This window comes from Streptomyces sp. AMJ-169 (assembly GCF_055597585.1).
In genome coordinates this window covers 85,926-108,592 of record NZ_JBVLTJ010000003.1, presented here as the reverse complement: position 1 = coordinate 108,592, position 22,667 = coordinate 85,926, and the positions used below count along the sequence as shown (strand labels likewise).

22 protein-coding genes are annotated in these 22,667 nt (G+C 72.7%); 16 read left to right on the top strand and 6 right to left on the bottom strand.

Annotated features, from left to right (window positions below):
* The first annotated feature begins 22 nt into the window (after window positions 1–22).
* The 7 genes from ACYUD3_RS08805 to ACYUD3_RS08775 are packed head-to-tail and all read left to right on the top strand — an operon-like array spanning window position 23 to window position 8,281.
* Window positions 23–1,585 carry an AMP-binding protein gene (locus ACYUD3_RS08805; RefSeq protein ID WP_470966320.1) on the top strand — a complete coding sequence of 521 codons (1,563 nt, stop codon included), beginning with the start codon at window positions 23–25 and terminating at the stop codon, window positions 1,583–1,585.
* 35 nt (window positions 1,586–1,620) lie between these two features.
* Window positions 1,621–2,799 carry an amidohydrolase family protein gene (locus ACYUD3_RS08800; RefSeq protein WP_470966318.1) on the top strand — a complete coding sequence of 393 codons (1,179 nt, stop codon included), beginning with the start codon at window positions 1,621–1,623 and terminating at the stop codon, window positions 2,797–2,799.
* Complete coding sequence (locus ACYUD3_RS08795) at window positions 2,796–4,229, top strand: FadD3 family acyl-CoA ligase (protein WP_470966315.1); 1,434 nt, start codon at window positions 2,796–2,798, stop codon at window positions 4,227–4,229. Before ACYUD3_RS08800 ends, ACYUD3_RS08795 begins: the two co-directional genes overlap by 4 nt.
* Window positions 4,226–5,794, top strand: coding sequence for a methylmalonyl-CoA mutase family protein (locus tag ACYUD3_RS08790; protein WP_470966312.1), 1,569 nt, complete (start codon window positions 4,226–4,228; stop codon window positions 5,792–5,794). The genes ACYUD3_RS08795 and ACYUD3_RS08790 overlap by 4 nt, the downstream gene beginning before the upstream one ends.
* A 14-nt stretch (window positions 5,795–5,808) precedes the next feature.
* A complete protein-coding gene (locus ACYUD3_RS08785) occupies window positions 5,809–6,249 on the top strand; it encodes a cobalamin B12-binding domain-containing protein (RefSeq protein WP_470966310.1) in 441 nt (146 codons plus the stop codon).
* On the top strand, window positions 6,234–7,190 hold the full coding sequence (locus ACYUD3_RS08780) for a TIGR03564 family F420-dependent LLM class oxidoreductase (RefSeq protein WP_470966307.1): 957 nt from the start codon (window positions 6,234–6,236) through the stop codon (window positions 7,188–7,190). Before ACYUD3_RS08785 ends, ACYUD3_RS08780 begins: the two co-directional genes overlap by 16 nt.
* Complete coding sequence (locus ACYUD3_RS08775) at window positions 7,187–8,281, top strand: CaiB/BaiF CoA transferase family protein (protein ID WP_470966304.1); 1,095 nt, start codon at window positions 7,187–7,189, stop codon at window positions 8,279–8,281. Before ACYUD3_RS08780 ends, ACYUD3_RS08775 begins: the two co-directional genes overlap by 4 nt.
* Before the next feature lie 23 nt (window positions 8,282–8,304).
* Here the strand turns inward: ACYUD3_RS08775 and ACYUD3_RS08770 are convergent, their stop codons facing one another.
* Complete coding sequence (locus ACYUD3_RS08770) at window positions 8,305–9,072, bottom strand: SDR family NAD(P)-dependent oxidoreductase (RefSeq protein ID WP_470966302.1); 768 nt, start codon at window positions 9,070–9,072, stop codon at window positions 8,305–8,307.
* 92 nt (window positions 9,073–9,164) lie between these two features.
* Here ACYUD3_RS08770 and ACYUD3_RS08765 point away from each other — a divergent pair, with 92 nt between their 5' ends.
* A complete protein-coding gene (locus ACYUD3_RS08765) occupies window positions 9,165–10,490 on the top strand; it encodes an acyl-CoA dehydrogenase family protein (protein ID WP_470966300.1) in 1,326 nt (441 codons plus the stop codon).
* Window positions 10,487–11,521, top strand: coding sequence for a phosphotransferase family protein (locus tag ACYUD3_RS08760; protein WP_470966298.1), 1,035 nt, complete (start codon window positions 10,487–10,489; stop codon window positions 11,519–11,521). The genes ACYUD3_RS08765 and ACYUD3_RS08760 overlap by 4 nt, the downstream gene beginning before the upstream one ends.
* Before the next feature lie 10 nt (window positions 11,522–11,531).
* On the opposite strand, the gene ACYUD3_RS08755 is transcribed toward ACYUD3_RS08760, so the two are convergent.
* Window positions 11,532–12,299: an SDR family oxidoreductase gene (locus tag ACYUD3_RS08755; protein WP_470966295.1), complete on the bottom strand. Its 768-nt coding sequence runs from the start codon at window positions 12,297–12,299 to the stop codon at window positions 11,532–11,534.
* Window positions 12,300–12,353: 54 nt separating this feature from the next.
* Between ACYUD3_RS08755 and ACYUD3_RS08750 the strand changes: the two genes are divergently transcribed.
* Both ACYUD3_RS08750 and ACYUD3_RS08745 read left to right on the top strand, forming a co-directional pair.
* Window positions 12,354–13,802, top strand: a complete 1,449-nt coding sequence (locus ACYUD3_RS08750; protein WP_470966292.1) for a class I adenylate-forming enzyme family protein — start codon at window positions 12,354–12,356, stop codon at window positions 13,800–13,802.
* On the top strand, window positions 13,795–14,910 hold the full coding sequence (locus tag ACYUD3_RS08745) for a thiolase family protein (protein WP_470966290.1): 1,116 nt from the start codon (window positions 13,795–13,797) through the stop codon (window positions 14,908–14,910). Before ACYUD3_RS08750 ends, ACYUD3_RS08745 begins: the two co-directional genes overlap by 8 nt.
* A 69-nt stretch (window positions 14,911–14,979) precedes the next feature.
* On the opposite strand, the gene ACYUD3_RS08740 is transcribed toward ACYUD3_RS08745, so the two are convergent.
* The 4 genes from ACYUD3_RS08740 to ACYUD3_RS08725 are packed head-to-tail and all read right to left on the bottom strand — an operon-like array spanning window position 14,980 to window position 18,036.
* Complete coding sequence (locus tag ACYUD3_RS08740) at window positions 14,980–15,768, bottom strand: acyl-CoA thioesterase (RefSeq protein ID WP_470966287.1); 789 nt, start codon at window positions 15,766–15,768, stop codon at window positions 14,980–14,982.
* Between the two features lie 8 nt (window positions 15,769–15,776).
* A complete protein-coding gene (locus ACYUD3_RS08735) occupies window positions 15,777–16,532 on the bottom strand; it encodes an acyl-CoA dehydrogenase family protein (protein WP_470966284.1) in 756 nt (251 codons plus the stop codon).
* Window positions 16,533–16,537: 5 nt separating this feature from the next.
* Complete coding sequence (locus ACYUD3_RS08730) at window positions 16,538–17,629, bottom strand: acyl-CoA dehydrogenase family protein (protein ID WP_470966282.1); 1,092 nt, start codon at window positions 17,627–17,629, stop codon at window positions 16,538–16,540.
* Window positions 17,626–18,036 carry a nuclear transport factor 2 family protein gene (locus tag ACYUD3_RS08725; RefSeq protein ID WP_470966279.1) on the bottom strand — a complete coding sequence of 137 codons (411 nt, stop codon included), beginning with the start codon at window positions 18,034–18,036 and terminating at the stop codon, window positions 17,626–17,628. The genes ACYUD3_RS08730 and ACYUD3_RS08725 overlap by 4 nt, the downstream gene beginning before the upstream one ends.
* 91 nt (window positions 18,037–18,127) lie before the next feature.
* Between ACYUD3_RS08725 and ACYUD3_RS08720 the strand changes: the two genes are divergently transcribed.
* The 5 genes from ACYUD3_RS08720 to ACYUD3_RS08700 are packed head-to-tail and all read left to right on the top strand — an operon-like array spanning window position 18,128 to window position 22,654.
* The gene (locus ACYUD3_RS08720) at window positions 18,128–20,212 is read left to right on the top strand and encodes a branched-chain amino acid ABC transporter permease (RefSeq protein ID WP_470966277.1); all 2,085 of its coding nucleotides are present in this window, start codon (window positions 18,128–18,130) and stop codon (window positions 20,210–20,212) included.
* Window positions 20,199–20,927: an ABC transporter ATP-binding protein gene (locus ACYUD3_RS08715; protein WP_470966275.1), complete on the top strand. Its 729-nt coding sequence runs from the start codon at window positions 20,199–20,201 to the stop codon at window positions 20,925–20,927. The genes ACYUD3_RS08720 and ACYUD3_RS08715 overlap by 14 nt, the downstream gene beginning before the upstream one ends.
* Window positions 20,924–21,637 carry an ABC transporter ATP-binding protein gene (locus ACYUD3_RS08710; RefSeq protein WP_470966272.1) on the top strand — a complete coding sequence of 238 codons (714 nt, stop codon included), beginning with the start codon at window positions 20,924–20,926 and terminating at the stop codon, window positions 21,635–21,637. The genes ACYUD3_RS08715 and ACYUD3_RS08710 overlap by 4 nt, the downstream gene beginning before the upstream one ends.
* Window positions 21,634–22,371 carry a hypothetical protein gene (locus ACYUD3_RS08705; protein WP_470966270.1) on the top strand — a complete coding sequence of 246 codons (738 nt, stop codon included), beginning with the start codon at window positions 21,634–21,636 and terminating at the stop codon, window positions 22,369–22,371. Before ACYUD3_RS08710 ends, ACYUD3_RS08705 begins: the two co-directional genes overlap by 4 nt.
* On the top strand, window positions 22,355–22,654 hold the full coding sequence (locus ACYUD3_RS08700) for a hypothetical protein (protein WP_470966268.1): 300 nt from the start codon (window positions 22,355–22,357) through the stop codon (window positions 22,652–22,654). Before ACYUD3_RS08705 ends, ACYUD3_RS08700 begins: the two co-directional genes overlap by 17 nt.
* Window positions 22,655–22,667: the final 13 nt, after the last annotated feature.

Below are 22,667 nucleotides of genomic sequence, written 5' to 3'. Positions count from 1 at the left end.
TTCTCCTACATCAGGAGCCGTCATGACGATGATTCCCCGGCACACCCCGCGCCCCCTCCCGCCCGGACTCACCGCCCGCTACGAGTCCGCCTGCTGGTGGACCGGCGAGACCCTGGGCGACCTGCTCACCGCGGGCCTCGCCAAAGCCGGTCCCGTCGAGTTCCGCGTCCACTCCCAAGTCCGGCCCTGGCGAGGCACGTTCGCCGACGTCGAGCGCACCGCGCGCCGCCTGGCCGCCGGGCTGCGGCAGCGGGGGGTCGGCCCCGGCGACGTGATCGCCATGCAGCTGCCCAACTGGATGGAGGCGGCGGCCGTCTTCTGGGCCTCGGCGCTGCTCGGCGCGGTCGTCGTACCGATCGTGCACTTCTACGGCCCCAAAGAGGTCCGCTACATCCTCCAAGTCACCCGCCCCAAAGCCTTCTTCGCCCCGGATCGCTTCGGACGCCTGGAGTTCGACCCGGAGTTGAGCGCTGATGTGCCCGTAGTGGGCGTCGTAGGAAGGGACTTCGACGGTCTCCTCGCCGCTGATCCGCTGCCGGCGCCGCTCCCCGTCGACCCGGGTGCTCCCGCGCTGATCGCCTTCACCTCCGGTACGACCCGCGACCCCAAGGGCGTGATCCACAGCCACCGCACCCTCGGCCATGAGACGCGGCAGCTCGCGGCGAGCTATCCGCCGGACCGGGGGCGGCAGTTCACCGTCGCGCCGGTCGGGCACTTCATCGGCATGGTCAACGCCTTCCTCATCCCCGTCCTCGACGCCACCCCCGTCCACCTCGGCGACACCTGGAACCCGGCCCAGGCGCTCGCGCTGATCCGGGACGAGGGGCTGGCGGTCGGCGGCGGGGCGACGTACTACATGACCAGCCTGCTCGACCACCCTGACTGCACACCGGAGCACATCGAACGCCTCAAGTACGCGGGCCTGGGCGGCGCTTCGGTGCCGTCCGCCGTGACGACCCGTCTGGAGGCCTTAGGCATAAGGGTGTTTCGCGCCTACGGCTCGACCGAGCACCCTTCCGTGACCTGCACCCCGTACGACGGCCCGGCCGCCAAGCGGCTGCACACCGACGGACTCCCCCTGCCCGGCGTCGAGTTGAGGCTCGCCACCGACGGCGAGATCCTCACCCGGGGCCCCGACCTGTGCCTCGGCTACACCGACCCGGAGCTGACCCGGACCGCCTTCGACGCCGACGGCTGGTACCGCACCGGAGACCTCGGCGCGCTCGACGCCGCCGGATATCTGACCGTCACCGGCCGCAAGGCGGACGTCATCATCCGGGCCGGCGAGAACATCGGCGCCCTGGAGGTCGAGGAGGTCCTGCTGGGGCTGCCCGGCGTGGCCGAGGCGGCGGTGGTCGGGGCGCCCGACGCGCGGTACGGCGAACGCGCGGCGGCCGTGCTGCGGATGCGCCCCGGCCGGCCCGCGCCGTCCCTCGCCGCGCTGCGGCTGCACTGCGAACGCGCGGGCCTGGCACGGCAGAAGTGGCCCGAGACGGTCCATGCCGTCGCCGAGCTCCCGCGCACCCCGAGCGGCAAGGTGCAGAAGTTCGTCCTCCGCGAGCAGATTGCGGCAGGCACTCTGTGAGAATACGATTCTCTCAATCGGTGAAGGAGAATCTCATGCCCTCACGTGCACTCGCCTATCCGCTCTTCGACGCGGACAACCACCTCTACGAGACACGGGACGCGCTCACCCGCCACCTCCCGAAGGAGTACGACGGCGCCATCGAGTACGTCACCGTCCGCGGCCGTACGAAGATCGCGATCCGGGGGCAGATCAGCGAGTACATCCCCAACCCCACCTTCGACGTCGTCGCCCGCCCCGGCGCCATGGAGGAGTACTTCAAGGTCGGCAACCCGAGCGGCAAGACCCGCCGGGAGATCTTCGGCGAGCCCATGCGCGCGATCCCCGCCTTCCGCGAACCCGCCCCGCGCCTGGCCCTGATGGACGACCTCGGCATCCAACGCAGCCTGATGTTCCCCACGTTGGCGAGCCTCATCGAGGAACGCATGAAGGACGACCCGGAGTTGATCCACGCGGTCATCCACGCCCTCAACCAATGGCTCCACGAGACCTGGGGCTTCGCCTACAAGGACCGCATCTTCACCGTCCCCGTCATCACCCTGCCCATCGTCAACAAGGCGATAGCGGAGCTGAATTGGGCCGTCGAGCGCGGCGCCCGCGTGATCCTGATCCGGCCCGCGCCCGTCCCCGGCTTCGGCGGCACCCGCTCCTTCGCGCTGCCCGAGTTCGACCCCTTCTGGAAACGCGTCGTCGAGACCGGCGTCCTCGTCGCCTTCCACTCCTCCGACAGCGGCTACGCGCACTACGCGGGCGACTGGGAGGGTAGCCGACGGGAGTTCCTGCCGTTCAAGCCGAACGCGTTCCGGCAGGTCAACGAGTGGCGGCCGATCGAGGACGCGGTCAGCTCGCTGATCTGCCACGGCGCGCTCTCCCGCTTCCCCGGACTCAAGGTCGCCGTCATCGAGAACGGCGCCTCCTGGGTCGAACCGCTCCTCGGCCGCCTCGCCGACGTGCACAAGAAGATGCCGCACGAGTTCCAGGAGGACCCGGTCGAGGTCTTCAAACGCGCCATCCACATCAGCCCCTTCTGGGAGGAGGACATGGCCGCCCTCGGCGACCTCATCGGCATCGAACGCGTCCTCTTCGGCTCCGACTACCCCCATCCGGAAGGACTTTCGGACCCCATCACCTACGTCGACCACCTCGTCAAACTCACCGAGGACGACAAGGCCAAGGTCATGGGCGGCAACCTCGCCCGCCTGATCGCCACATGACCGGCGCCCGCAGCATCCCCGCACTCCTGCGCCGCGCCGCCGAACAGCACGGCCCCATGGAAGCCGTCGTCGACGGTGCCACGCGGCTGACCTTCACCGACCTCGCCGGTCAAGTCCGGTGCACCGCAGGGGCGTTCGCGGCGGCGGGGATCGGCCCCGGTGACCGGGTCGCGCTGTGGGCGCCCAACTCCGCCGAGTGGATCGCCGCCGCCCTCGGCCTCCTCACCGCCGGCGGCGTCCTCGTCCCGGTCAGCACCCGCCTGCGCGCAGAGGAGGCCCACGACATCGTCGTCCGCAGCCGCGCCAAGCTGCTGCTCGTCCAAGACGGCTTCCTGGAAAGGGAGTTCACGGGACCGCCCGGTGTCCCGGTCGTCGATGTGAAGAAGAGCGGCTTCCTCGGGTCCGGGCCGCCGCTCGAACGAGCCGTCGACGGCGACGACTTGGCCGACATCATCTTCACCTCCGGCACGACCGGCCGGCCCAAGGGCGTCATGACGACCCACGCCCAGACCGTCCGCCTCTACACCGAGTGGTGCGACCTCGCCCAACTCCGGCCGGGTGACCGCTACTTGATGGTCAACCCGTTCTTCCACATCTTCGGGCTCAAGGCCGGTATCGTCGCCGCCCTCGTCCGGGGCGCGACCATGCTCCCCGTCGCCGTCTTCGACCCGGACCGGGTCATGGAGCTGATCGAACGCGAACGCGTCACCGTTCTGCCCGGCCCGCCGACCCTCTACCACTCCCTCCTGGAGGTGCGCGGCACAAGGGACTTGAGCTCGCTGCGGGTCGCGGTCACCGGCTCCGCCGACATCCCCGTCGAACTGGTCCGCCGCATCACCACCGAACTCCCCTTCACCCACCTGATGACCGGCTACGGCCTCACCGAGGCCGGCACCGTCACCGCCTCCCGCCCCGGCGACCCCTACGACGCGATCGCCACCACCGTCGGCCGCCCCTGCGCCGGCGTCGACGTACGCGTCGCCCCCGACGGCGAGGTCCTCGTCCGCGGCTACCCCGTGATGCTCGGCTACCTCGACGACCCCCAGGCCACCGCCGACACCATCGACCCCCAAGGCTGGCTGCACACCGGCGACTTGGGCACGCTGGACGCGGACGGGCGGCTGCGGATCGTCGGCCGCAAGAAGGACATGTTCGTCGTCGGCGGCTTCAACGCCTACCCCGCCGAGATCGAGGGCTTCCTCCTCAGACACCCGGCCGTCGCCCAGGTCGCCGTCGTCGGCGTCCCCGACCCGCGCCTGGGCGAGGTCGGCAAGGCGTACGTCGTCCCGCGCGCCGACGTCACCGAGGCCGCGCTGATCGCGTGGGCGCGCGAGCGCATGGCCGGCTTCAAAGTCCCCCGGTACGTCGAGTTCCGCACCGAACTGCCGCTCACCGCCACCGGCAAGGTGCTGAAGGACCGGCTCACATGACCGAGACCCCGTCCGGCATCCCGCTCCGAGCGGTCTACGGCCCCGGCGACCGCGCCGCCGAACCGCCCGACCCCGGCAACTTCCCCTTCACACGCGGCAATTACCCCACCGGCTACCGGGGCCGCACCTGGACCCTGCGCCAGTACTCCGGCTTCGGCACCCCCGAGGAGTCCAACCGCCGCTACCGCTACCTCCTCGGCCAGGGCGGCACCGGCCTGTCCGTCGCCCTCGACCTGCCCACCCAGTGCGGCTACGACTCCGACGACCCCGAGTACACCGACGAGACCGGCCGCGTCGGCGTCGCCGTCGACACCCTCGCCGACGCCGAACTCCTCTTCGACGCCATCCCGTTGGACCGGATCAGCACCAGCTTCACCATCAACGGCACCGCCGCGATCCTGCTCGCGCTCTACGTCGCCGCCGCCGAGAAACGCGGCATCCCGCGCGCGCGGCTCACCGGGACCATCCAGAACGACATCCTCAAGGAGTACGCGTCCAGGGGCACTTGGATCTGGCCGCCCGGACCGTCGCTGCGGCTCATCGCCGACACCGTCGAGTTCTGCGCCGCCGAGGTCCCCCGGTTCAACGCGATCTCCGTCGCCGGCGCCCACTTCCGCGACGCGGGCGCCACCGCCGTGCAGGAGATGGCGTTCACCCTCGCCGACGGCGTGACCTACTGCGAAACCGTCCTGGAACGCGGACGCATGACGATCGATCAGTTCGCGCCGCAGATCTCCTTCTTCTTCTACACCCACGGCGAGTTCTTCGAGGAGATCGCCAAGTACCGGGCCGGGCGCAGGCGTTGGGCGACCATCGTGCGGGAGCGGTTCGGGGCGCGCACCGACAAAGCCTGCATGTTCCGCTTCGGCTGCGTCGCGGGCGGAGCCTCGCTGTACGCGCCGCAGGCCCGCAACAACACCGTACGGGTCGCCTACGAGGCGCTGGCCTCCGTGCTCGGCGGCACGCAGTCGATGTTCACCGCCGCCTGGGACGAGCCGTTCGCCCTGCCCAGCGAGGAGTCGGCGACGCTCGCCCTGCGCACCCAGCAGATCCTCGCCGAGGAGACCGGCGCGGCCAAAGTGGCGGATCCGCTGGGCGGTTCGTACTTCGTGGAAGCGCTCACCGACGCCACCGAAGAACGCGTCGAGCACGTCATGGCCGATCTGGAGGCGCGCGGCGGGATGGTGCGCTGCATCGAGGACGGCCATGTCCAGCGGCTCATCGCCGAGGAGTCGTGGCGGCTGCACCAGGCGGTCGCGTCCGGGCAGCGGCCCGTCGTCGGCGTCAACCGGCACGTCGTCGACGAACCGCCGCCCGACCTCGCCACCTACGAACTCGACGCCGACGGCCGCGAACGGCAGCTGAAGCGGCTCGCGCGGGTGAAGGCGGAGCGGGACGGCGGCCAAGTACGGGCCCAGCTCGCGGAGTTGCGGCGGACGGCCGAAGGGGACGGCAACCTCATGGGGCCGCTCGTTGACTGCGCCAACGCCTACTGCACGGTGGGGGAGATGGCGGGGGCGCTGCGCGAGGTGTGGGGCGAGTTCCGGCAGCCGGTGGTGTTCTGATGGATCATCAGTACATGGGACGCCAGCAGACGGAACGTCAGGAAGGCTTGCCAGTAAGGGTTCTCGTCGCCAAACCCGGACTCGACGGCCACGACCGGGGCGCCAAACTCGTCGCCCGCGGCCTGCGCGACGCCGGCTTCGAGGTCGTCTTCACCGGCATCCGCCACCGCGTCGCCGACATCGCCGCCACCGCCGTACAGGAGGACGTCGCGCTCGTCGGCCTCTCCATCCTCTCCGGGGCCCATCTGACCCTGACGCAAAGGACGTTGGCGGCGCTGCGGGAAGCCGGGGGCGCGGACATCCCGGTCGTGGTCGGCGGGACCATCCCCGCCGGGGACGTCACGAAGCTGCGCGCCGCCGGGGCGGCGGGCGTGTATCCGACGGGGACCTCGTTGGACGACATCGTCGCGGACATCCGCGCGCTCACGGGAGGACAGCCATGCGAGTCGGAGTGATGAGCGGACCCGAGCGGGGCGGCGCCGGGCACAAGGCGGCGCGGATGGCCGAGGACGCCCGCTGGGCGGAGGCGGCGGGCTTCGACACGGTGTGGGTGCCGCAGGTCCCCACCGACTTCGACGCCCTCACCGCCATCTCCCTGATGGGACAGGCCACTTCACGCATCGAACTGGGCTCGGCCGTCGTCCCGGTCCACGCCCAGCACCCCATCTCCCTCGCCAGACAGGCCATTTCGGCGCACGCGGTGACGGGCGGCCGGCTCGCCCTGGGCGTCGGCGCCTCCCACCACTGGATCGTGCGCGACATGCTCGGCCTGCCGTACGAGCGGCCCGCCGCGTACACCCGCGCCTATCTCGACGTCCTCAACTCGGCGCTGGGCGGGGCGGGTTCGGTGGACGTCGACAACGACTTCTTCCACGTCCACAACCCCCTCACCCTCGCCCCCGACACCCCGCTGCCCGTCCTGCTGGCCGCGCTCGGCCCCGTGATGCTGCGGATCGCCGGGGAGCTGACCGACGGGACGATCCTGTGGATGGCGGACGAACGAGCGGTCGCCGAACATGTCGTCCCCCTCATCACCAAGTCGGCGGAGGCGGCCGGGCGTTCGGCGCCGCGAGTCGTCGCGGGCATCCCCGTCTGCCTGTGCGCGAAGAGCGAGGTGGACGCCGCCCGGGAGCGCGCCAACCGCATCCTCGGGGAGGCCGAGGTGTCGCCCAACTACCAGCGGCTGCTGGCACACGGCGACGCGCGTGACGTCGGTGACCTGTGCGCGGCCGGCGACGAGGAGGCCATCGCGGCACGCTTCCGGAGCTTCGCCGACGCCGGCGCGACCGACCTGTCCGTACGGCTGCTGCCGATCGGCGGCGGACGGGACGAACTCGTCGCGTCCAAGCTGCGGACCCGGGACGCGGTCGCGGCGATCGCGGCGGACCTGCGATGAGCGACGGCCCACAGAGCGCGAACGCCCAGCTGAGCGGCGGGAGTTCACTGACCGGCGACGGCCCGCTCGCAGCCCTCCGCATCCTGGAAGTGGGCCACATCCTCGCCGGCCCCTACGCCACCATGCTCCTCGCCGACCTCGGCGCCCGCGTCACCAAGGTCGAACCCCCCGGCGGCGACCTCTCCCGCCAGGTCTCCGGCGCCTACTTCGCCGCCCTCAACCGGGGCAAACGCTCGGTCCGCCTCGACCTGACGACCCCCGCAGGACAGGACCGGCTCCACCAACTCGTGGGCGAAAGCGACGCGTTGCTGGTCAACCTCAAACCCTCGGCCGTACGCCGCTACGGCCTGACGTACGAGGCGCTGAAGCCGTACAACGAGCGGCTGGTGTGCGTGCTGCTCACCGGCTGGGGGATGGCCGCCGGGGACACCCCGGCCTTCGACTACGTCGTCCAGGCGGCCACCGGCATCGCCGCGCTCACCGGCGCACCGGACGGGCCGCCCCTGCTGCCCGGCTACTCCTCGGCCGACAACTCGGCAGGCCTGGCAGCCGCGTTGGGACTGCTGGCCCAGGTCGTCTCGGGCAGAGGAGGTCAAATCGAGGTCTCCTTAAGAGATGTGATGCTCTCTCAGCTGAACTACCACGCGGCGGCCTGGCTCGCCGACGGCACCGCGCCCCGCAGACTCGGCGGCGCCCACTCCTATTACGTCCCGGCCCAGCTCTTCCCCACGGCGGACGGTCACTTGGCGCTGTTCATCACCCACGACGGCTTCTGGCACGCCTTCGCGGCGGAGGCAGGCATCGAGGGGTACGCCACGATGGCCGAACGGGCGTCCCGGCGCGAGGAGTTGATCGGCGCGGTGACGAAGGCGCTGGCCGCCGACACCGCCGAGAGGTGGGAGGCGCGGCTGCGTCCGCTCCGGGTGCCGGCGGCGGCCGTACGCACCCTGCCCGAAGCGCTCGCGCGGGCGCCGGAGATGGTGGTGGACGCGGGAGGGACGGGAATGGTGGGGAGTCCGTTCCGGGTCGATGGATGGGAGCCGGAGTACCGGGCGGCGCCCCGCCTCGGTGAACATGGGGACTTCGTCTGAGAGTCGGGCCCACTCCAACTCCCTTACGGCATCCCCCCGTCCACCCGCAACGTCGCCCCACTCGTGTACGACGACGCGTCCGACAGCAGATAGAGCGCCGCCCCGACCACCTCCTCCGGCGCCCCGATCCGCCGCAGCGCGTGCGGCCTTACGCCCTCGGCGAGTCGACCGGGGTCGTCCTGCCAGGCGCGGGTCGCCCAGGTCGCGAAGGGGCCGCACATCAGGGTGTTGACGCGGACCCCGGGGCCGAAGGCGTGCGCGAGGCCCTCCGTAAGGGAGTTGAGGCCCGCCTTCGCCGCCGCGTACGGGAGGATCGCCGGCCGGGGCCGGACCGAGCCCGTCGAGCTGACGTTGACGATCGCGCCGCCCCCGGCCGCCGCCATCCGCGCACCGGCCAGCGCCGAGAGCCGGAACGGGCCCTTGAGGTTGAGGTTCAGGACGGCGTCGAACATCTCCTCGGTCACGGCCCCGAGGTCGTCGTACACCGGGGACATCCCCGCGTTGTTGACCAGCGCGTCCAGCCGGCCGAAGCGCTCGTACGCGGCGTCGACCAGGCCCGGGAGCTGGTCCCAGCGGCCCACGTGGACGGCGTACGGCAGGGCCTCGCGGCCCGTCTCGGCGGTGAGTTCCGCGCAGACCTTCGCGCAGGCCTCGTAACGGCGGCTGGCAATAACTAAGTTGGCGCCGCAGCGGGCCGCGCCCAGGGCCATCGCGCGGCCGAGGCCCCTGCTGGCGCCGGTGATCAGGACGGTCCGGCCGGTGAGATCGAAGAGCTGGTCCGCGTATCCCATGCCGCAGGCTCCTTGGAGGCTTCTCATGGATGAGAGTAGGATTCTCGCTCAGTCAGAATAACATTCTGGACTCTTGAATCGAGGTGCGTGGCATGTGGGACTTCAGCACCGACGACGCCTTCCAGGAGAAGCTCGACTGGGCCGCGGCGCTCGTCCGCGAGGAGATCGAGCCGCTGGACGTGCTGTTCCCGGGCAACGCCGAGCCGTATGACCGGCAGAGCGAGGTGTTCCGGGAGGTCGTCCGCCCGCTCCAGCGGCGGGTGCGCGACCGGGGGCTGTGGGCCGCCCACCTGCCGCCCTCGCTGGGCGGCATGGGCATGGGTCAGGTGCCCCTCGGACTGCTCAACGAGATTCTGGGCCGGTCGAGTTGGGCCCCGATGGCGTTCGGCACGCAGGCCCCGGACTCCGGCAACGCCGAGATCCTCGCGCACTACGCGACCGAGGAGCAGCGCAAGGAGTACCTGGAGCCGCTGCTCGACGGGCGGATCGTCTCGACGTTCGCGATGACCGAGCCGACCGGCGGCGCCGACCCGGGCGGCTTCACCTGCCGGGCCGTGCGCGACGGCGGTGAGTGGGTCATCGACGGCGAGAAGTGGTTCGCCTCCAACTACCCGCTGGCCGCGTTCGTCATCGCGATGGTCGTCACCGACCCCGACGTCCCCGTCCACCAGGGCGCCTCGATGATCCTGATCCCGGCCGGCACCCCCGGCATGGAGATGGTGCGCGGCACCGGCATGGGCGGCGAGCCGCTGGGGCAGGGGGTGCACGCGTATCTGCGGTTCACCGGGTGCCGGGTCCCCGCCGAGAACCTGCTCGGCGAGCCGGGCTCCGGCTTCCTGATCGCCCAAACCCGCCTGGGCGGCGGCCGGTTGCACCACGCGATGCGGTCCGTGGGGCAGTGCAGGCGGGCGCTGGAGATGATGACCGAGCGGATCGCCTCCCGGCGCACGCGCGGCGGGGCACTGTCCGATCAGCAGGCCGTGCGGCACCAACTCGCCGACACCTGGGTGCAGATCGAGCAGTTCCGGCTCCAAGTCCTGCACGCCGCCTGGCAGATGGACCGCGCCCAGCGGACCGGCGACCGCGCCGACGCCCGCCGGGCCCGGCTGCACGTGTCGGCGGTGAAGGTCGCCACCCCCAAAGTCCTTGTGGACGTGGCCTATCGGGCGCTGCATCTGCACGGCGCCCTCGGCGTCTCCAACGAACTGCCGCTGATGCGGATGTGGCAGTCCGGGCCGACCCTCGGCGTCGCCGACGGACCGACCGAGGCCCACCAGGACGTCGTGGCACGGCTGTTGCTCAAAGAGGCGGCGCCGGCCGACGACCTGTACTTCGGCTCGGCCCACCTCCCGGCGAGGCTCGCCGCGGCCCGCGCCCAGTACGCCGACCGGCTCCCCCGGACGGCGGTGAACTGGTGACCTCGGAGGACCTCGCCCGCCTCAACGCCTGGCCCGGCCTCGCCGAACTCCCCGGCGACGGACCCGTCACCGCCCTCATCCCGCTCACCGGCGGCGCCCAGAACCAGCTCCACACCCTCACCCGGGCCGACGGCACCGCACTCGTCCTGCGCCGCCCCGGCCGCCACCTCACAGCAGGCGCCGGCGACGCCTTCCGCCGCGAGGGAACCGTCCTGGCCGCCCTCGCCGCCACCGACGTACCCCACCCCCGCCTGCACGCCAGCGTCCGCGACGACACCGTCCTCGGCGGCCCGTTCTCGGTGCTGGAGAAGATCGACGGCTTCATGCCGAGGGACCAACTCCCGGGCAGATACGGCGAGGACGCCGACTGGCGCCGCACGGTCGCCTTCGCCCTGGTCGAAGGCGCGGCGAAACTCGCGGCGGTCGACCCCTACGCGCATGGCCTCGGTGAACTGGGCCGCCCCGAAGGCTGGTTGGCCCGCCAGACCCCCAAGTACCTGAAGCTGCTGCACGGTTACCGCGCCACCCCCGGCTACCGCGAGGCGGAGTCCCCGCAGGTCGGCCCCGTCGCCGACTGGCTCGCCGCCCACACCCCGAAGAGCGGCACGACGGGCATCGTCCACGGCGATCTCCAGTTCGCCAACGTGATGTTCGCCTACGACGCCCCGCGCCTCGCCGCCATCGTCGACTGGGAGATGGCCTCCCTCGGCGATCCGCTGCTCGACCTCGCCTGGATCCTCACCGCCTGGCGGGAGAAGGGCGACCCGCCGGGGAGCGATCCGCAGTTCCAGCCCTGGGACGGCATCCCGGGCCGGGCCGAACTCGTCGCGTACTACGGCGACTTGACCGGCCGGGACGTCTCCGCGTTCCGCTGGTACCAGGTCCTCGCCTGCTTCCGGCTCGCCGCTCTCCTCGAAGGGAGCTTCGCGCGCGCCCTCGCCGGGAAGCAGAACCGGGCCCTCGGCGAGGGACTGCACACGTACGCGGGGTGGCTGTGGGCGAAGGCCCGCCAGGAGATGACGGCGGACTGAAACCCGGGGATCACTTCGGCGGAAACCTCAACCCCCCGTCCAGCCGCACCACTTCACCGTTGAGGTACTCGTTCTCACACACGTGCGCGACCAGTCCCGCGTACTCCTCGGGCCGCCCCATCCGCCGCGGATGGGGCACCTGAGGCCCCCAGTACGCCTCCAGCTGCTCGGCCGACTTCCCGTACGCGGGTGTCAATACGGTCCCCGGCGCGATCGACACCACCCGGACGCCGAGCGGCGCGAGGTCCCGCGCCGCCACCAGCGTCATCGCGCTGACCCCGCCTTTGGCCGCCGCGTACGGGAGTTGGCCCACCTGCCCCTCGTACGCGGCGATCGACGAGGTCAGCACGACGGCGCCCCGGCCGCCGTCCGCGTCGTGCGGAGCGCTGCGGGCGATCGCGGCGGCGGCCAGCCGCAGGACGTTGAAGACGCCGGTCAGATAGACGTCGACGGTCGTGCGGAAGCCGTCGAGCGCCATCGGCGAACCGTCCTTGGCGACCAGCCGGCCACCGCTCGCGGGACCGCCGTGGCAGTCCACGGCGATCCTCAACTCGCCGTCGGCACAAGCCGATTCGACGGCCGCCGCGACCGAGCCGGTGTCCGTGGCGTCGGTGCGGACGTACCGCACGCCCAACTCGGCCTCCAGCGCCTTGCCTCTGTCGTCGGCCAGGTCGGCGACCGTGACCCGGGCGCCGGCCGCGTGCAGGCGCCGCACCGTCGCCTCGCCCAGACCGCCCGCGCCGCCGACCACCAGAGCCGTAGCACCCTCGATGAGCACAGTAGTTCCCCTCTCTTGCGAGTGAGGATCTGAGTGTAGGAGAATGACGTTCTCATGAATATAGCCGTGATCCTGGAAATGGCCGCCTCGGCGGGGGACCGGCCGGCGGTGACCGAAGGCGGACGCACGCTCTCGACGGCCGCCCTCCTGCGCCTCGCGCGGCACGCGGCGGCCCGCTTCCGCGACCGCAGCGCCGTCCTGTACGCCGGCCCCGGCCACCTCGCCCACCCGGTCGCCCTCTTCGGCGCGGCCCTCGCCGGGGTCCCCTTCGTCCCCCTCAACTACCGCCTCGGCGAAGAACAGTTGACGTCCCTCGTGCACCGCCACCCGGGCGCCGAACTCCTGCTCCCCGCCGACCTCGACCCCCTCCTCGAACCCACCGGAGAGCCGGCGGCCGACCCCGCCCCCGACGAGCGGGACGCCACCGCCGTGACCCTCTACACGAGCGGCACGACGGCCGCCCCCAAAGCCGCCCTCCTGCGCCACCGCCACCTGCTCGCCTACGTCTTCAACACCCAGGACTTCGGCGCGGCGGACCCGGCCGACGCGAGCCTCGTCGCCCTGCCGCCCTACCACGTCGCCGGCCTGATGAACCTGCTGACCAGCCTCTACGCCGGCCGCCGCGTCGTCTACCTGCCCCACTTCGACCCCGAGGACTGGCTGGCGGCCGTACGCCGCGAGAAGGTCACCCACGCGATGGTCGTGCCGACCATGCTCGCCCGGCTGACCAGCACCGATGCCCCCGCCGACGTACCGACCCTGCGCAGCCTCGGCTACGGCGGCGCGCGCTGTCCGCGCCCGGTCGTCGAACGCGCGCTGCGGCGCTTCCCGCACACCGGGTTCGTCGGGGCGTACGGGCTGACCGAGACGTCGTCCTCGCTGTGCGTGCTCGGCCCCGAGGACCACCGGCGCGCGCTGGCCGCGAGCGACCCCGCCGTGCGGGACCGGCTGGGGTCGGTGGGACGGCCGTTGCCCGGAGTGGAGATCGCCGTTCTCACAGAGGACGGCGCCGCGTGCGCCGCCGGCGAGAGCGGGCTGGTCTTCGTGCGCGGTGAGCAGGTCTCCGGCGAGTACGAGGGCGCGGACGGACCCGCCGACGGCTGGTTCGCCACGCGCGACCGGGGGCGGCTGGACGCCGACGGCTACCTGTACATCGAGGGGCGCGCCGACGACACCATCATCCGGGGCGGCGAGAACATCGCCCCCGCCGAGATCGAGGACGTGCTGCTGCGCCACCCCGGCGTGCGCGAGGCCGCCGTGCTGGGGGTGCCCGACGCGGAGTGGGGGCAGCGGCTGGTCGCCGTGCTCGTCGGGGCCGGGGACCCGGAGGAGATCCGCGCGTTCGCCCGCGCGCGGCTGCGGTCCTCGAAGACACCCGACACGGTCGTCTTCCGCCCCGAACTGCCGCGCACGGCAACGGGAAAGCTCCTGCGCCGCACGCTGGCCGCCGAACTCGCCGCCGCCGAACTCGCCGCCTCCGAGGAGGAGCCCGCCGATGCCTGACGCCGTGATCGTCAACGCCCTGCGCACCCCGATCGGCACCGCCTTCAAGGGGAGCCTGCGGCAGACAACCGCCCATGAACTGGCCGAAGTTGTGCTGCGATCGGCGGTACGGGACCTGGACCCCGGCCTTGTCGACGACATCGTCCTCGCCGAGTCCCACCACGGCGGCGGAGTCGTCGCCCGCCACGCCGCGCTCACCGCCGGACTCCCCCTGGTCCCCGGGCTCGCCCTGAACCGGCACTGCGCGGGCGGACTCGCGGCCGTACAGACCGCCGCCGCGTCGATCCGGGCCGGCATGGACCGGCTGATCCTCGCCGGAGGCGTCAACTCGGCGTCCACCGCACCGAAGTCGCTGTACGGAGGCGAACCCTGGACACCGCCGACGCACCCCGACCGCCCCGACGCGCCCAACCTCGACATGTCGCTCACCGTCGGCTGGAACACCGCCGTCCGGGTCGGCATCAGCCGTACGGAGATGGACAGTTGGGCCCTGCGCTCGCACCGGTACGCCGTACGGGCCCTGGACGAGGGGCGGTTCAAGGAGGAGACGGTGGCCGTCGGTGACTTCACCGCCGACGAACACCCCCGCCGCGACACCAGCGCCGAACGCCTCGCCGCGCTCAAGCCCCTGCACCCCGAGATCGACGGCTTCTCCATCACGGCGGGCAACGCCTGTGGCGCGAACGACGGTTCGGCGATCCTGACGGTGGCCGCCGCCGAACTGGGGCTGCCCGCGCTGGCGACCGTACGCGCCTGGGCGTCCGTCGCCGTGGACCCGGCGGAGACCGGGCTCACCCCGGTCCTCGCCATCCCGAAGGCGCTGGGCCGCGCCGGTCTCGCGGCGTCGGACGTCGAACTCTTCGAGATCAACGAGGCGTTCGCGGCGGTGCCGATCGCGGCGGTGCGCCGGCTCGGGCTCGATCCCGAGCGGGTGAACGTGAACGGCAGCGGCTGCTCACTGGGGCATCCGGTGGCGGCGACCGGGGCCCGGATGCTGGTCACGCTGGTCCATGAACTGCGGCGCAGGGGCGGGGGATTGGGGGTCGCGGCGATGTGCGCGGGCGGGGGGATGGGGTCGGCGGTGGTGATCGAGGTGGCGGCGCCTTAGCGGGGAGGGCGCCCGGCAGCTCAGGGGACGCGCTTCGGGCCATCTCGGAGATGCCCGAAGCGCGTCCCCTCAGAACCGCAACAGCCCCTCCTGCGCGTACGACGCGACAAGCGCCCCCTCCTCGGTCAGCACATCCCCCCGCCCGAAACACCTTCCGTGCGCGGCGACCGGGCTGTGCTGCCGCAGCAGCAGCCACCGCCCGGTCCAGAACGGCCGGTGGAACCACACCGTGTGCGAGGTGACCGCACTGCTGAACACCCGCCCCGCGTCCTCCTGCGTCACCCCCGCCAACGGCCGCAACGCCGTGCCGATGAGGGTGAGATCGGTGGCGTACGAGAGCAGCGCGGGCGCCAACTCGCCTGCCGCCGAAGGGATACGTGTCCACAGCTCGTAGCCGGGCGGCGCGGACCCCGTCGTGTCCAAGTCGCTCACCGCCCTCGACTCCCAGGGCAGCAGCCCGAGTCGGACGGCCCGCTCCGCCCCCGGCAGCTCCGGCACCGGCTCGACACTCTGCCGGTCGGCCCCCTCCTCCCACACGTGCAGACTCGCGTCGGCGACGGCGACGACCCCGTGCCCCTGCCGCGCGGTGAGCCGTACGCCCGCGAAGGTCCGCCCCGACCGCACGACCTCGGCGAAGTGGCGCACCGGCTCCCCGGACCGGCCCTCGCGGGTGAACTGCGTGTGCAGGGACTTGAGTTGCTTGCCCGGGGCGGCGAGGACCGCCGCGCGGCAGAACTGGGCGAGCAGCTGCCCGCCGAACAGCCGCCGGTACTCCAGCTGTTGCGAACGCGCCTCCCAGACACCCGGTTCGACGGCGGTCAGGCCGAGGCAGCCCAGCAGATCGTCCCAAAGGTCCATGACTCTCCCTACAGTTCGACGAGCCGAGGCGCCCGTCCCTCCCGCAGCAGCAACTCCCCGGCCTCCCGGGTCAGTTCGCGTGCCGACCCCAGCAGCCCGTCCAGCACCAGCGCCCGCTTCACATGCCGGTGCAGCGCGTGTTCGGCCGTGAACCCGATCCCGCCCAGCGCCTGTTGGCAGTGCCGGGCGGCGATGAGCGCGGCCCGTCCTGCGGCGGCTTTCGCGAGCAGCGCGCCGAGGTCGCCGTGGGCCTCGGTGAGCACGGCTTCGGCGCCCTCCAGGGCGACGTACGTCTCCGCGAGGCGGTGCCGCAGCGCTTGGAAGGAGGCCAGCGGGCGGCCGAACTGGTGGCGGTCCAGGACGTGTTGGCGGGCCAGTGCGAGCATCGCGTGCCCGGTGCCGAGCAGCCACCAGCCGAGCGCGCGGCGGCCTGCGGCGAGGGGCAGATCCGCAGGCGCGTCGGTCGGGTGCAAGGGCAACTCGGGGTCCAGGAGAGCGTCGTTGGGGGATTCGAGCCAGACCACCCGGGTGCCGCCCGTGAACGGCAGCGGGGGAGCGGACCCGAGGGGCAGTCCGGCGGCGTGCAGGAGCACGTCGTTGAGGACGGGGGCGTGCGTGCCGGTCTCGCCCAGGAGCCGGAACAGCAGCGGGACGGCCCCCTCCTCCGCGAGCAGGTCGGGCCAGCCCAGGGCGGCGAGGTCCGTGCCCGAGGTGAGGGCCTTGCGGAGGGTGTCCTCCAGCAGTGCCCGTTCGGCGGCGTCCATACGGCTCACTCCTTCCCGAGGTCCAGCAGCCGGCGGGCGACGATGTTGCGCTGGATCTCGGCGGTGCCGCCGTAGATCGTCGCGGCCCGCGCGTACAGATACTCCGTGCGCCACCCGTCGTCGGAAAGCTCAACTCGCCCTGGGAGAAGGTCCCGTACGGCGTCGTAGAGCACTTGTTCGGCGGTCGCGAGGAGGATCTTGTCGACCGACGTGCCGGGGCCGAGCCGGGCGCCCGCCGCGAGGGAGCGCTGGGTGGCGGCCGAGCGGCAGCGGGCCGTGTGGAGGCCCAGCCAGACCTCGCCGAGCCGGTCCGGGTCGGGCGCGGGGCCGTCGGTGAGGAGGCGGTCGAGGCGGGTGTGGAGGTGGGCGACGCGGTGCCAGAAGCAGGTGGAGCGCTCGTGGGGGAGCAGGTCCGTGGCGATGCGCCAGCCGTCGCCCTCGGCCCCGAGCAAACGCTTGGCCGGGACGCGGACGCCGTCGAGGAAGACCTCCGCGAACTCGTCGACGCCGTGCATCGTGCGCAGCGGGCGGACGGTGACGCCGGGGGAGTCCATGTCGACGAGGAACGCGCTGATCCCGGCGTGGCCCGGGCCGCCGGTGCGGGCCAACAGGACGCAGCGGGCGGCGTATTGGGCGAGACTCGTCCACACCTTCTGGCCCGAGACCGTCCAGTCCCCGTCGCTCCCACGCACGGCCCGCGTCGACAGCGACGCCAGGTCGCTGCCCGAGCCGGGCTCCGAGAAGCCCTGGCACCACTGCTCGGCGCCGCTCAGCAGCCGGGGGACGCAGGCGGCGGCCAGCGCGGGCGGGGCATGGTCGAGGAGAGTCGGTACGAGGACCTCGACCAGCGACCAGATCCCCGGCTCGGCCAGCTCCCGCCGGGCCACCTCCTCGCCGAGCACCGCCCGCAGCAGCGCGGGCCCGCCGAGTCCCCCGACCTCGGCGGGCCAGCCGTACCGCATCCAGCCGGCGTCCCACAACGCGCTGCGGACGCGGGAGAGTTGGGCGACCTGGGCGTCCAAGTCGCCGCGTGGGGCGGACAGATCGTGCGCGTCCAGCCAACTCGCCAGCCCGGTACGGAAGTCCGTGACGTTCATGAGCGGGTGAAGGCGTGCGGGCGGCCCGAGTCGTGGGCCCCGCCGCGGCGGATGAAGGTCATCGCGCGGGTGCGCAGCCGCCAGCCGTCCGGGGTGCGGACGTAGGCGTCGGTGTAGTAGCCGATGCGCAGGGCGTGCTCCGAATGCTCGACGAAACACAGGGGCTGGACGCCCGTCGCGGTGTCCCCGGTCAGCTCGATCGCCGCAGTGCCCACCAGGAAAAGGCCCTTGGGGGCGGCGGCGGCCAGGGCGGGGAAGTCGTCGAGGGAGTAGCTCTCGCCGAAGGCGCGGTAACTGCCGTCCGGAGTGAAGACCTTGAGGACCTGGTCGATGTCACCACGGGTCATCGCGACGGCGTAGCGGGCGAGGAGCTGTTCGAGCTGGACGAGGTCGTCGGTGGGACTCAACGGTGATCCTCCTGATGAGAACGGGATTCTCGCCGATGAGTATCGTGCACGAATGTTGATTCTCCAATAAGGAGAAGCTAGTTTCCACAGCATGGATCAGTTCCTCGCCTTCACGGTGGTGGGTCTGACCACGGCGGCCGTCTACGCCGTGATCGGCAGCGGCCTGGTGCTCACCCACACCACGGCCGGAGTCTTCAACTTCGCCCACGGCGCCACCGGGATGCTCGCCGCCTTCGCCTACTGGCAGCTCGCCGTCGGCTGGGGCTGGCCCGTCCCGGCCGCCCTCGCCGCCGTCCTCCTCGTCCTCGCGCCCGCCTTCGGGCTCCTCGTCGAACGCGTCCTGATGCGGCCCGTGCGCGCCCTCGGCGAGGCGGAGCGGCTGGTCATGACGGTCGCCCTGCTCACCGGCTCCATCGCGCTCGCCCGCTTCGTCTGGGACCCCGACACCCCGCGCCCGCTCAGCCCCTTCCTCGCCGGCCGCCCCGCGCTGCGCCTCGGCCCGGCCGCCGTCACCTGGCACCAGGCCGTCACCCTCCTCGCCGCGCTCGCGATCGCCGCCGCCCTCTGGTTCCTGCTGCACCGCACCCGCGCCGGCACCGAGATGCGCGCCTGCGTCGACGACCGCGCGCTGGCCGCCCTCACCGGCGCCGACCCGCTGCGCGCCGGCCGCCTCGCCTGGGTCCTCGGCAGCCAACTCGCCGCGGTGGGCGGCATCTTGATCGCCCCGACGGTCGCCCTCGACGCCCAGCAGCTCTCCCTGCTCATCGTCTCCGCCTACACCGCCGCCGTGTTCGGCAGGCTGCGCAGCCTCCCGCTGACCTTCGCGGGCGCGCTCGCCGTCGGCCTCATGGAGGCCTATCTCGCCGGCTACCTCCCGCGCAACGACTACCTCCCCGGCCTGCGGCTCGCCGCCCCCGCGCTGCTCCTCCTGCTCGCCCTGCTGGCCTTCCCGCACCGCCAACTCAAGGGAAGAGAAAGGCGGTTGGTGAGCGTGCCGCTGCCCTCGGCGCGCGGCGCGCTGGTGTTCGGCGCGGCCGTCGTGGTCCTCGCGCTGGCCATGGTCAGTGTCCTCTCCGACGACAAGGCCGTCTCCTACGGCGCCGTCTTCTCCCTCGGCGTCGTCGCCCTCTCCTACGTCCCGCTCGCCGGGTACGCCGGACAGATCTCCCTGTGCCAGCTGTCGATCGCCGGGATCGGGGCCGTCGTCTGGGGACACCTGGGCGCGCGCGGGGAGTTGTGGGCGCTGCCGGTCGCCGTCCTCGTCTGCGCCGCCGTCGGCGCGCTCATCGCGCTGCCCGCGCTGCGGCTGTCCGGGATCTATCTCGCCCTGGGGACAACGGCGTTCGCCGCGATCCTCGACCGCTGGATCTTCACGCTGCCCGCGTTCGACGTCCTCGGCGTCCGTATCGCGCTGTTCGACCAGGGCTCGGTGTCGGTCACGGGACCTGACCTCCTCGGCCGGCGTCTGACGACCCCGGCCCAACTCCTCGTCTTCGCCGCTGTGTTGCTGGCCTTCGTCTCCGTGGCGGTGGCCGCGCTGCGCCGCAGCCGCTTCGGGCGCCGACTGATCGCCCTGCGCGACAGCGAGGCCGCGTACGCCACCCTCGGCGGCCGGCTCCTGGGCGCGCGGGTCGCCGTGTTCGCCCTCTCGGCGGGCATCGCGGGCCTCGGCGGCGCCCTCTACGGAATGCAGCAACAGACCGTCACCGCCGATCAGTTCAACCTCGTCGCCGGGCTCCCGATCTTCCTGATCGCCGTCATCGGCGGCCTCGGCGCCGTGGGCACCGGCCTGTTCACGGGCCTGTCCTTCGTCCTGCCCGCCCAACTCCTCGACGGGCTGGGGAGTTGGGCCCACGACCTCGCCCCGCTCCTCATCGCCCTCGCCGGAATGGGCCTCGCCCACAACCCCGGTGGCGTCCTGAAGGGGATGCGCGCCGAATGGGCCCCGCTGGCCCGCAGCCGTGCCCTGTACGTCACCCTCGCCGCCTGCTGGCTCCTGGCCGCGACGCACACCCTCCCCACCTGGGCCGCACTGGCGCTCGCCGTCGCCATCGCCGTAACACTCAGGTCCCGCACGGCAGTTGGGCCCGCCGTCGACGTCCCCGTCGAGTGGTGGGGTGTGCGGCGGCCCTGGCGGGCACAGGACGGGGAGGTGCTGGCCCGTGCGACGCGCTGAACCGGTGCTCGTGGCCGAGGACGTCACCGTCTCCTTCGGCGGGCGGCGCGCGCTCGACCAGGTCTCGCTGGGCGTCGTACCCGGGCGGGTCACCGGGCTCATCGGCCCGAACGGGGCTGGAAAGTCAACCCTGTTCGACGTGGTGTCCGGGCTGTGCCGGCCGCAGGCGGGGCGGGTGCGGCTCGGCGGGCACGACGTCACCCGGGAAGGACCCGCGCGCAGGGCACGGCGGGGGATGTCCCGGACCTTCCAGCATCTGGAGCTGTTCGGACGGCTCACCGTCCGTGACAACCTCCTCGTCGCCGCCGAACTCGGCCCCGGCCGCCGCCACGCGGGCCGCACCGCCGACCAAGTCCTCACGCGGCTCGGCCTCACCGCCCTCGCCGCCGAACCCGCCGCCGCCCTGCCCACCGGAACGGCCCGACTCGTCGAAGTGGGACGGGCGTTGGTGCTGCGCCCGAAAGTGCTGCTGCTCGACGAACCGGCGGCCGGACAGGACCCGGAGGAGACCGGACGCTTCGCGGCACTGCTGCGCGAACTCGCCGGGGACGGGACGGCCGTACTCCTCGTCGAGCACGACATGAGCCTCGTCATGGGCGTCTGCGATCTGGTGTACGTCCTCGATCTGGGGCGGGTCGTGGCCTGTGGGGCGCCGGCCGAGATCCGGCGGGACGAGGCCGTTCTCGCGGCGTATCTGGGGGGAGAGCTGACATGAGCCGGGCCCCGCTCCTCCAACTCGACGCCATACACGCCGAGTACGACGGAATCTCCGTGCTGCACGGCGTCGCCCTCGCCGTCGCCCCCGGCCGGACCGTCGCCCTGCTCGGGCCCAACGGGGCCGGGAAATCAACCCTGTTGAAGGTCGCCGCCGGCGTACACCCGCCCAGCGCCGGGCGGTTGCTGCTCGGTGGGCGGGACGTGACCGGGGTGCGGGCGGGCGATCTCGCGCGGGCCGGGGTGTGCCTGATCCCGGAGGGGCGCGGGGTGTTCCCCAACCTCAGCGTCGGCGACAACCTCCGCATGATGACGTTCACGGGCCGGCGCCGCGAGGACATCGAGGAGGCCGCGTACGCCCGTTACCCCGCCCTCGGCAGCCGGCGCGGTCAAGCTGCGGGCACCCTCTCCGGCGGCGAGCAGCAGATGCTGGCCCTCGCCCGCGCCCTCACCACCGACCCGGCCGTCCTCCTCCTCGACGAACTCTCCCTGGGACTCGCCCCGTTGGTCGTCGCCGAACTCTACGAACGGGTCGCCGAGATCGCCGCGCAGGGCGTCGCGGTGCTCGTCGTCGAGCAGTTCGCCGCCGCCGTCCTGAGGATCGCCGACCACGCCGCCGTCCTCACCCACGGCCGCGTCCGGTGGCAGGGCCGGCCCGACGCCCGCCTGCACGCCGACCTCTCCGCCCACTACCTGGGGAGCGCCCCATGACGCCGGACGCCCGAGCCGAACGCTTCGTCCGCGACCTCGCCGCCCTCAAGATCCCCGACCCCGCCGGCGCCCGCACCGCCCTCTGGCTGCGCCTCGGCGCCCTGCTCATGGCCGCGGGCCTCGCCGCCGGCGCCCTCGCCTTCCCCCTCGCCCACGCCACCGACTCCGCCCTCGGCCAGGGCGACGCCCTCGCGCTCGGCCTAGGCGGCACCACCGCGACCGTCACCGGCGCGGCCCTCTTCCTGCGCTACTCGCTCACCGGGTTCCTGCGGTTCTGGCTGGCCAGGCAGTCGTACGAGCTGGAGAGGCTGGGGGACCGGCTGACGGTACGACCGCGCGCGGAGGAACCGCCGCCGGCTGAGGCACCGCCGCCGGGAGCGGACACGCTGCCGCCGCCAGGAGTCGACACGCTGCCGCCGCCGGAAGCCGCCGCGCAGCCCACGCCCGAAGCCGCGCTCCCGATGCCGGAAGCCGCGGGACTCCCCTTGCGGGCAGCCGGAGCAGCTGGAGCAGCCGGTGCAGCCGGTGCAGTTGGAGCTGCCGAAGCTGCCGGAGCTGCCGGAGCAGCCGAAACCGCCGGAGCAGCTGGAGCCGCCGGAGCCGCTGGAGCTGCCGATACCGCTGGAGCCGCTGGAGCCGCCGAATTAGCCGAAGCCGCCGGAGCAGCCGAAGCCCCCGACTTCCCCGCCCCCGCCGCCCCCAAAGGAGAGCCGAACCATGCCGCGCCCCGGTGACCAGCTCGCCTGCCCCACCAGCACCACCCGCGTCATCGTCATCCGCGCCCCGCACGACCTCGACGGTCCGATCCGCTGCGGCGGCACCCCGATGGCCCCGGCCGCCTCGACCCCGGCCCCGCCCCCCGACAGCGCCCCGCCCGCGACCCTCATCGGCAAGCGGTACGTCGACCCCGGCGACACCCTCGAACTGCTCTGCACCGCCTCCGGGCCCGGCGAACTCACCTACGGCGGCCAGCCGTTGACCATCAAGGCCGCCAGAGCACTGCCGGCCTCCGACTGAGCCCGGCCTCCGA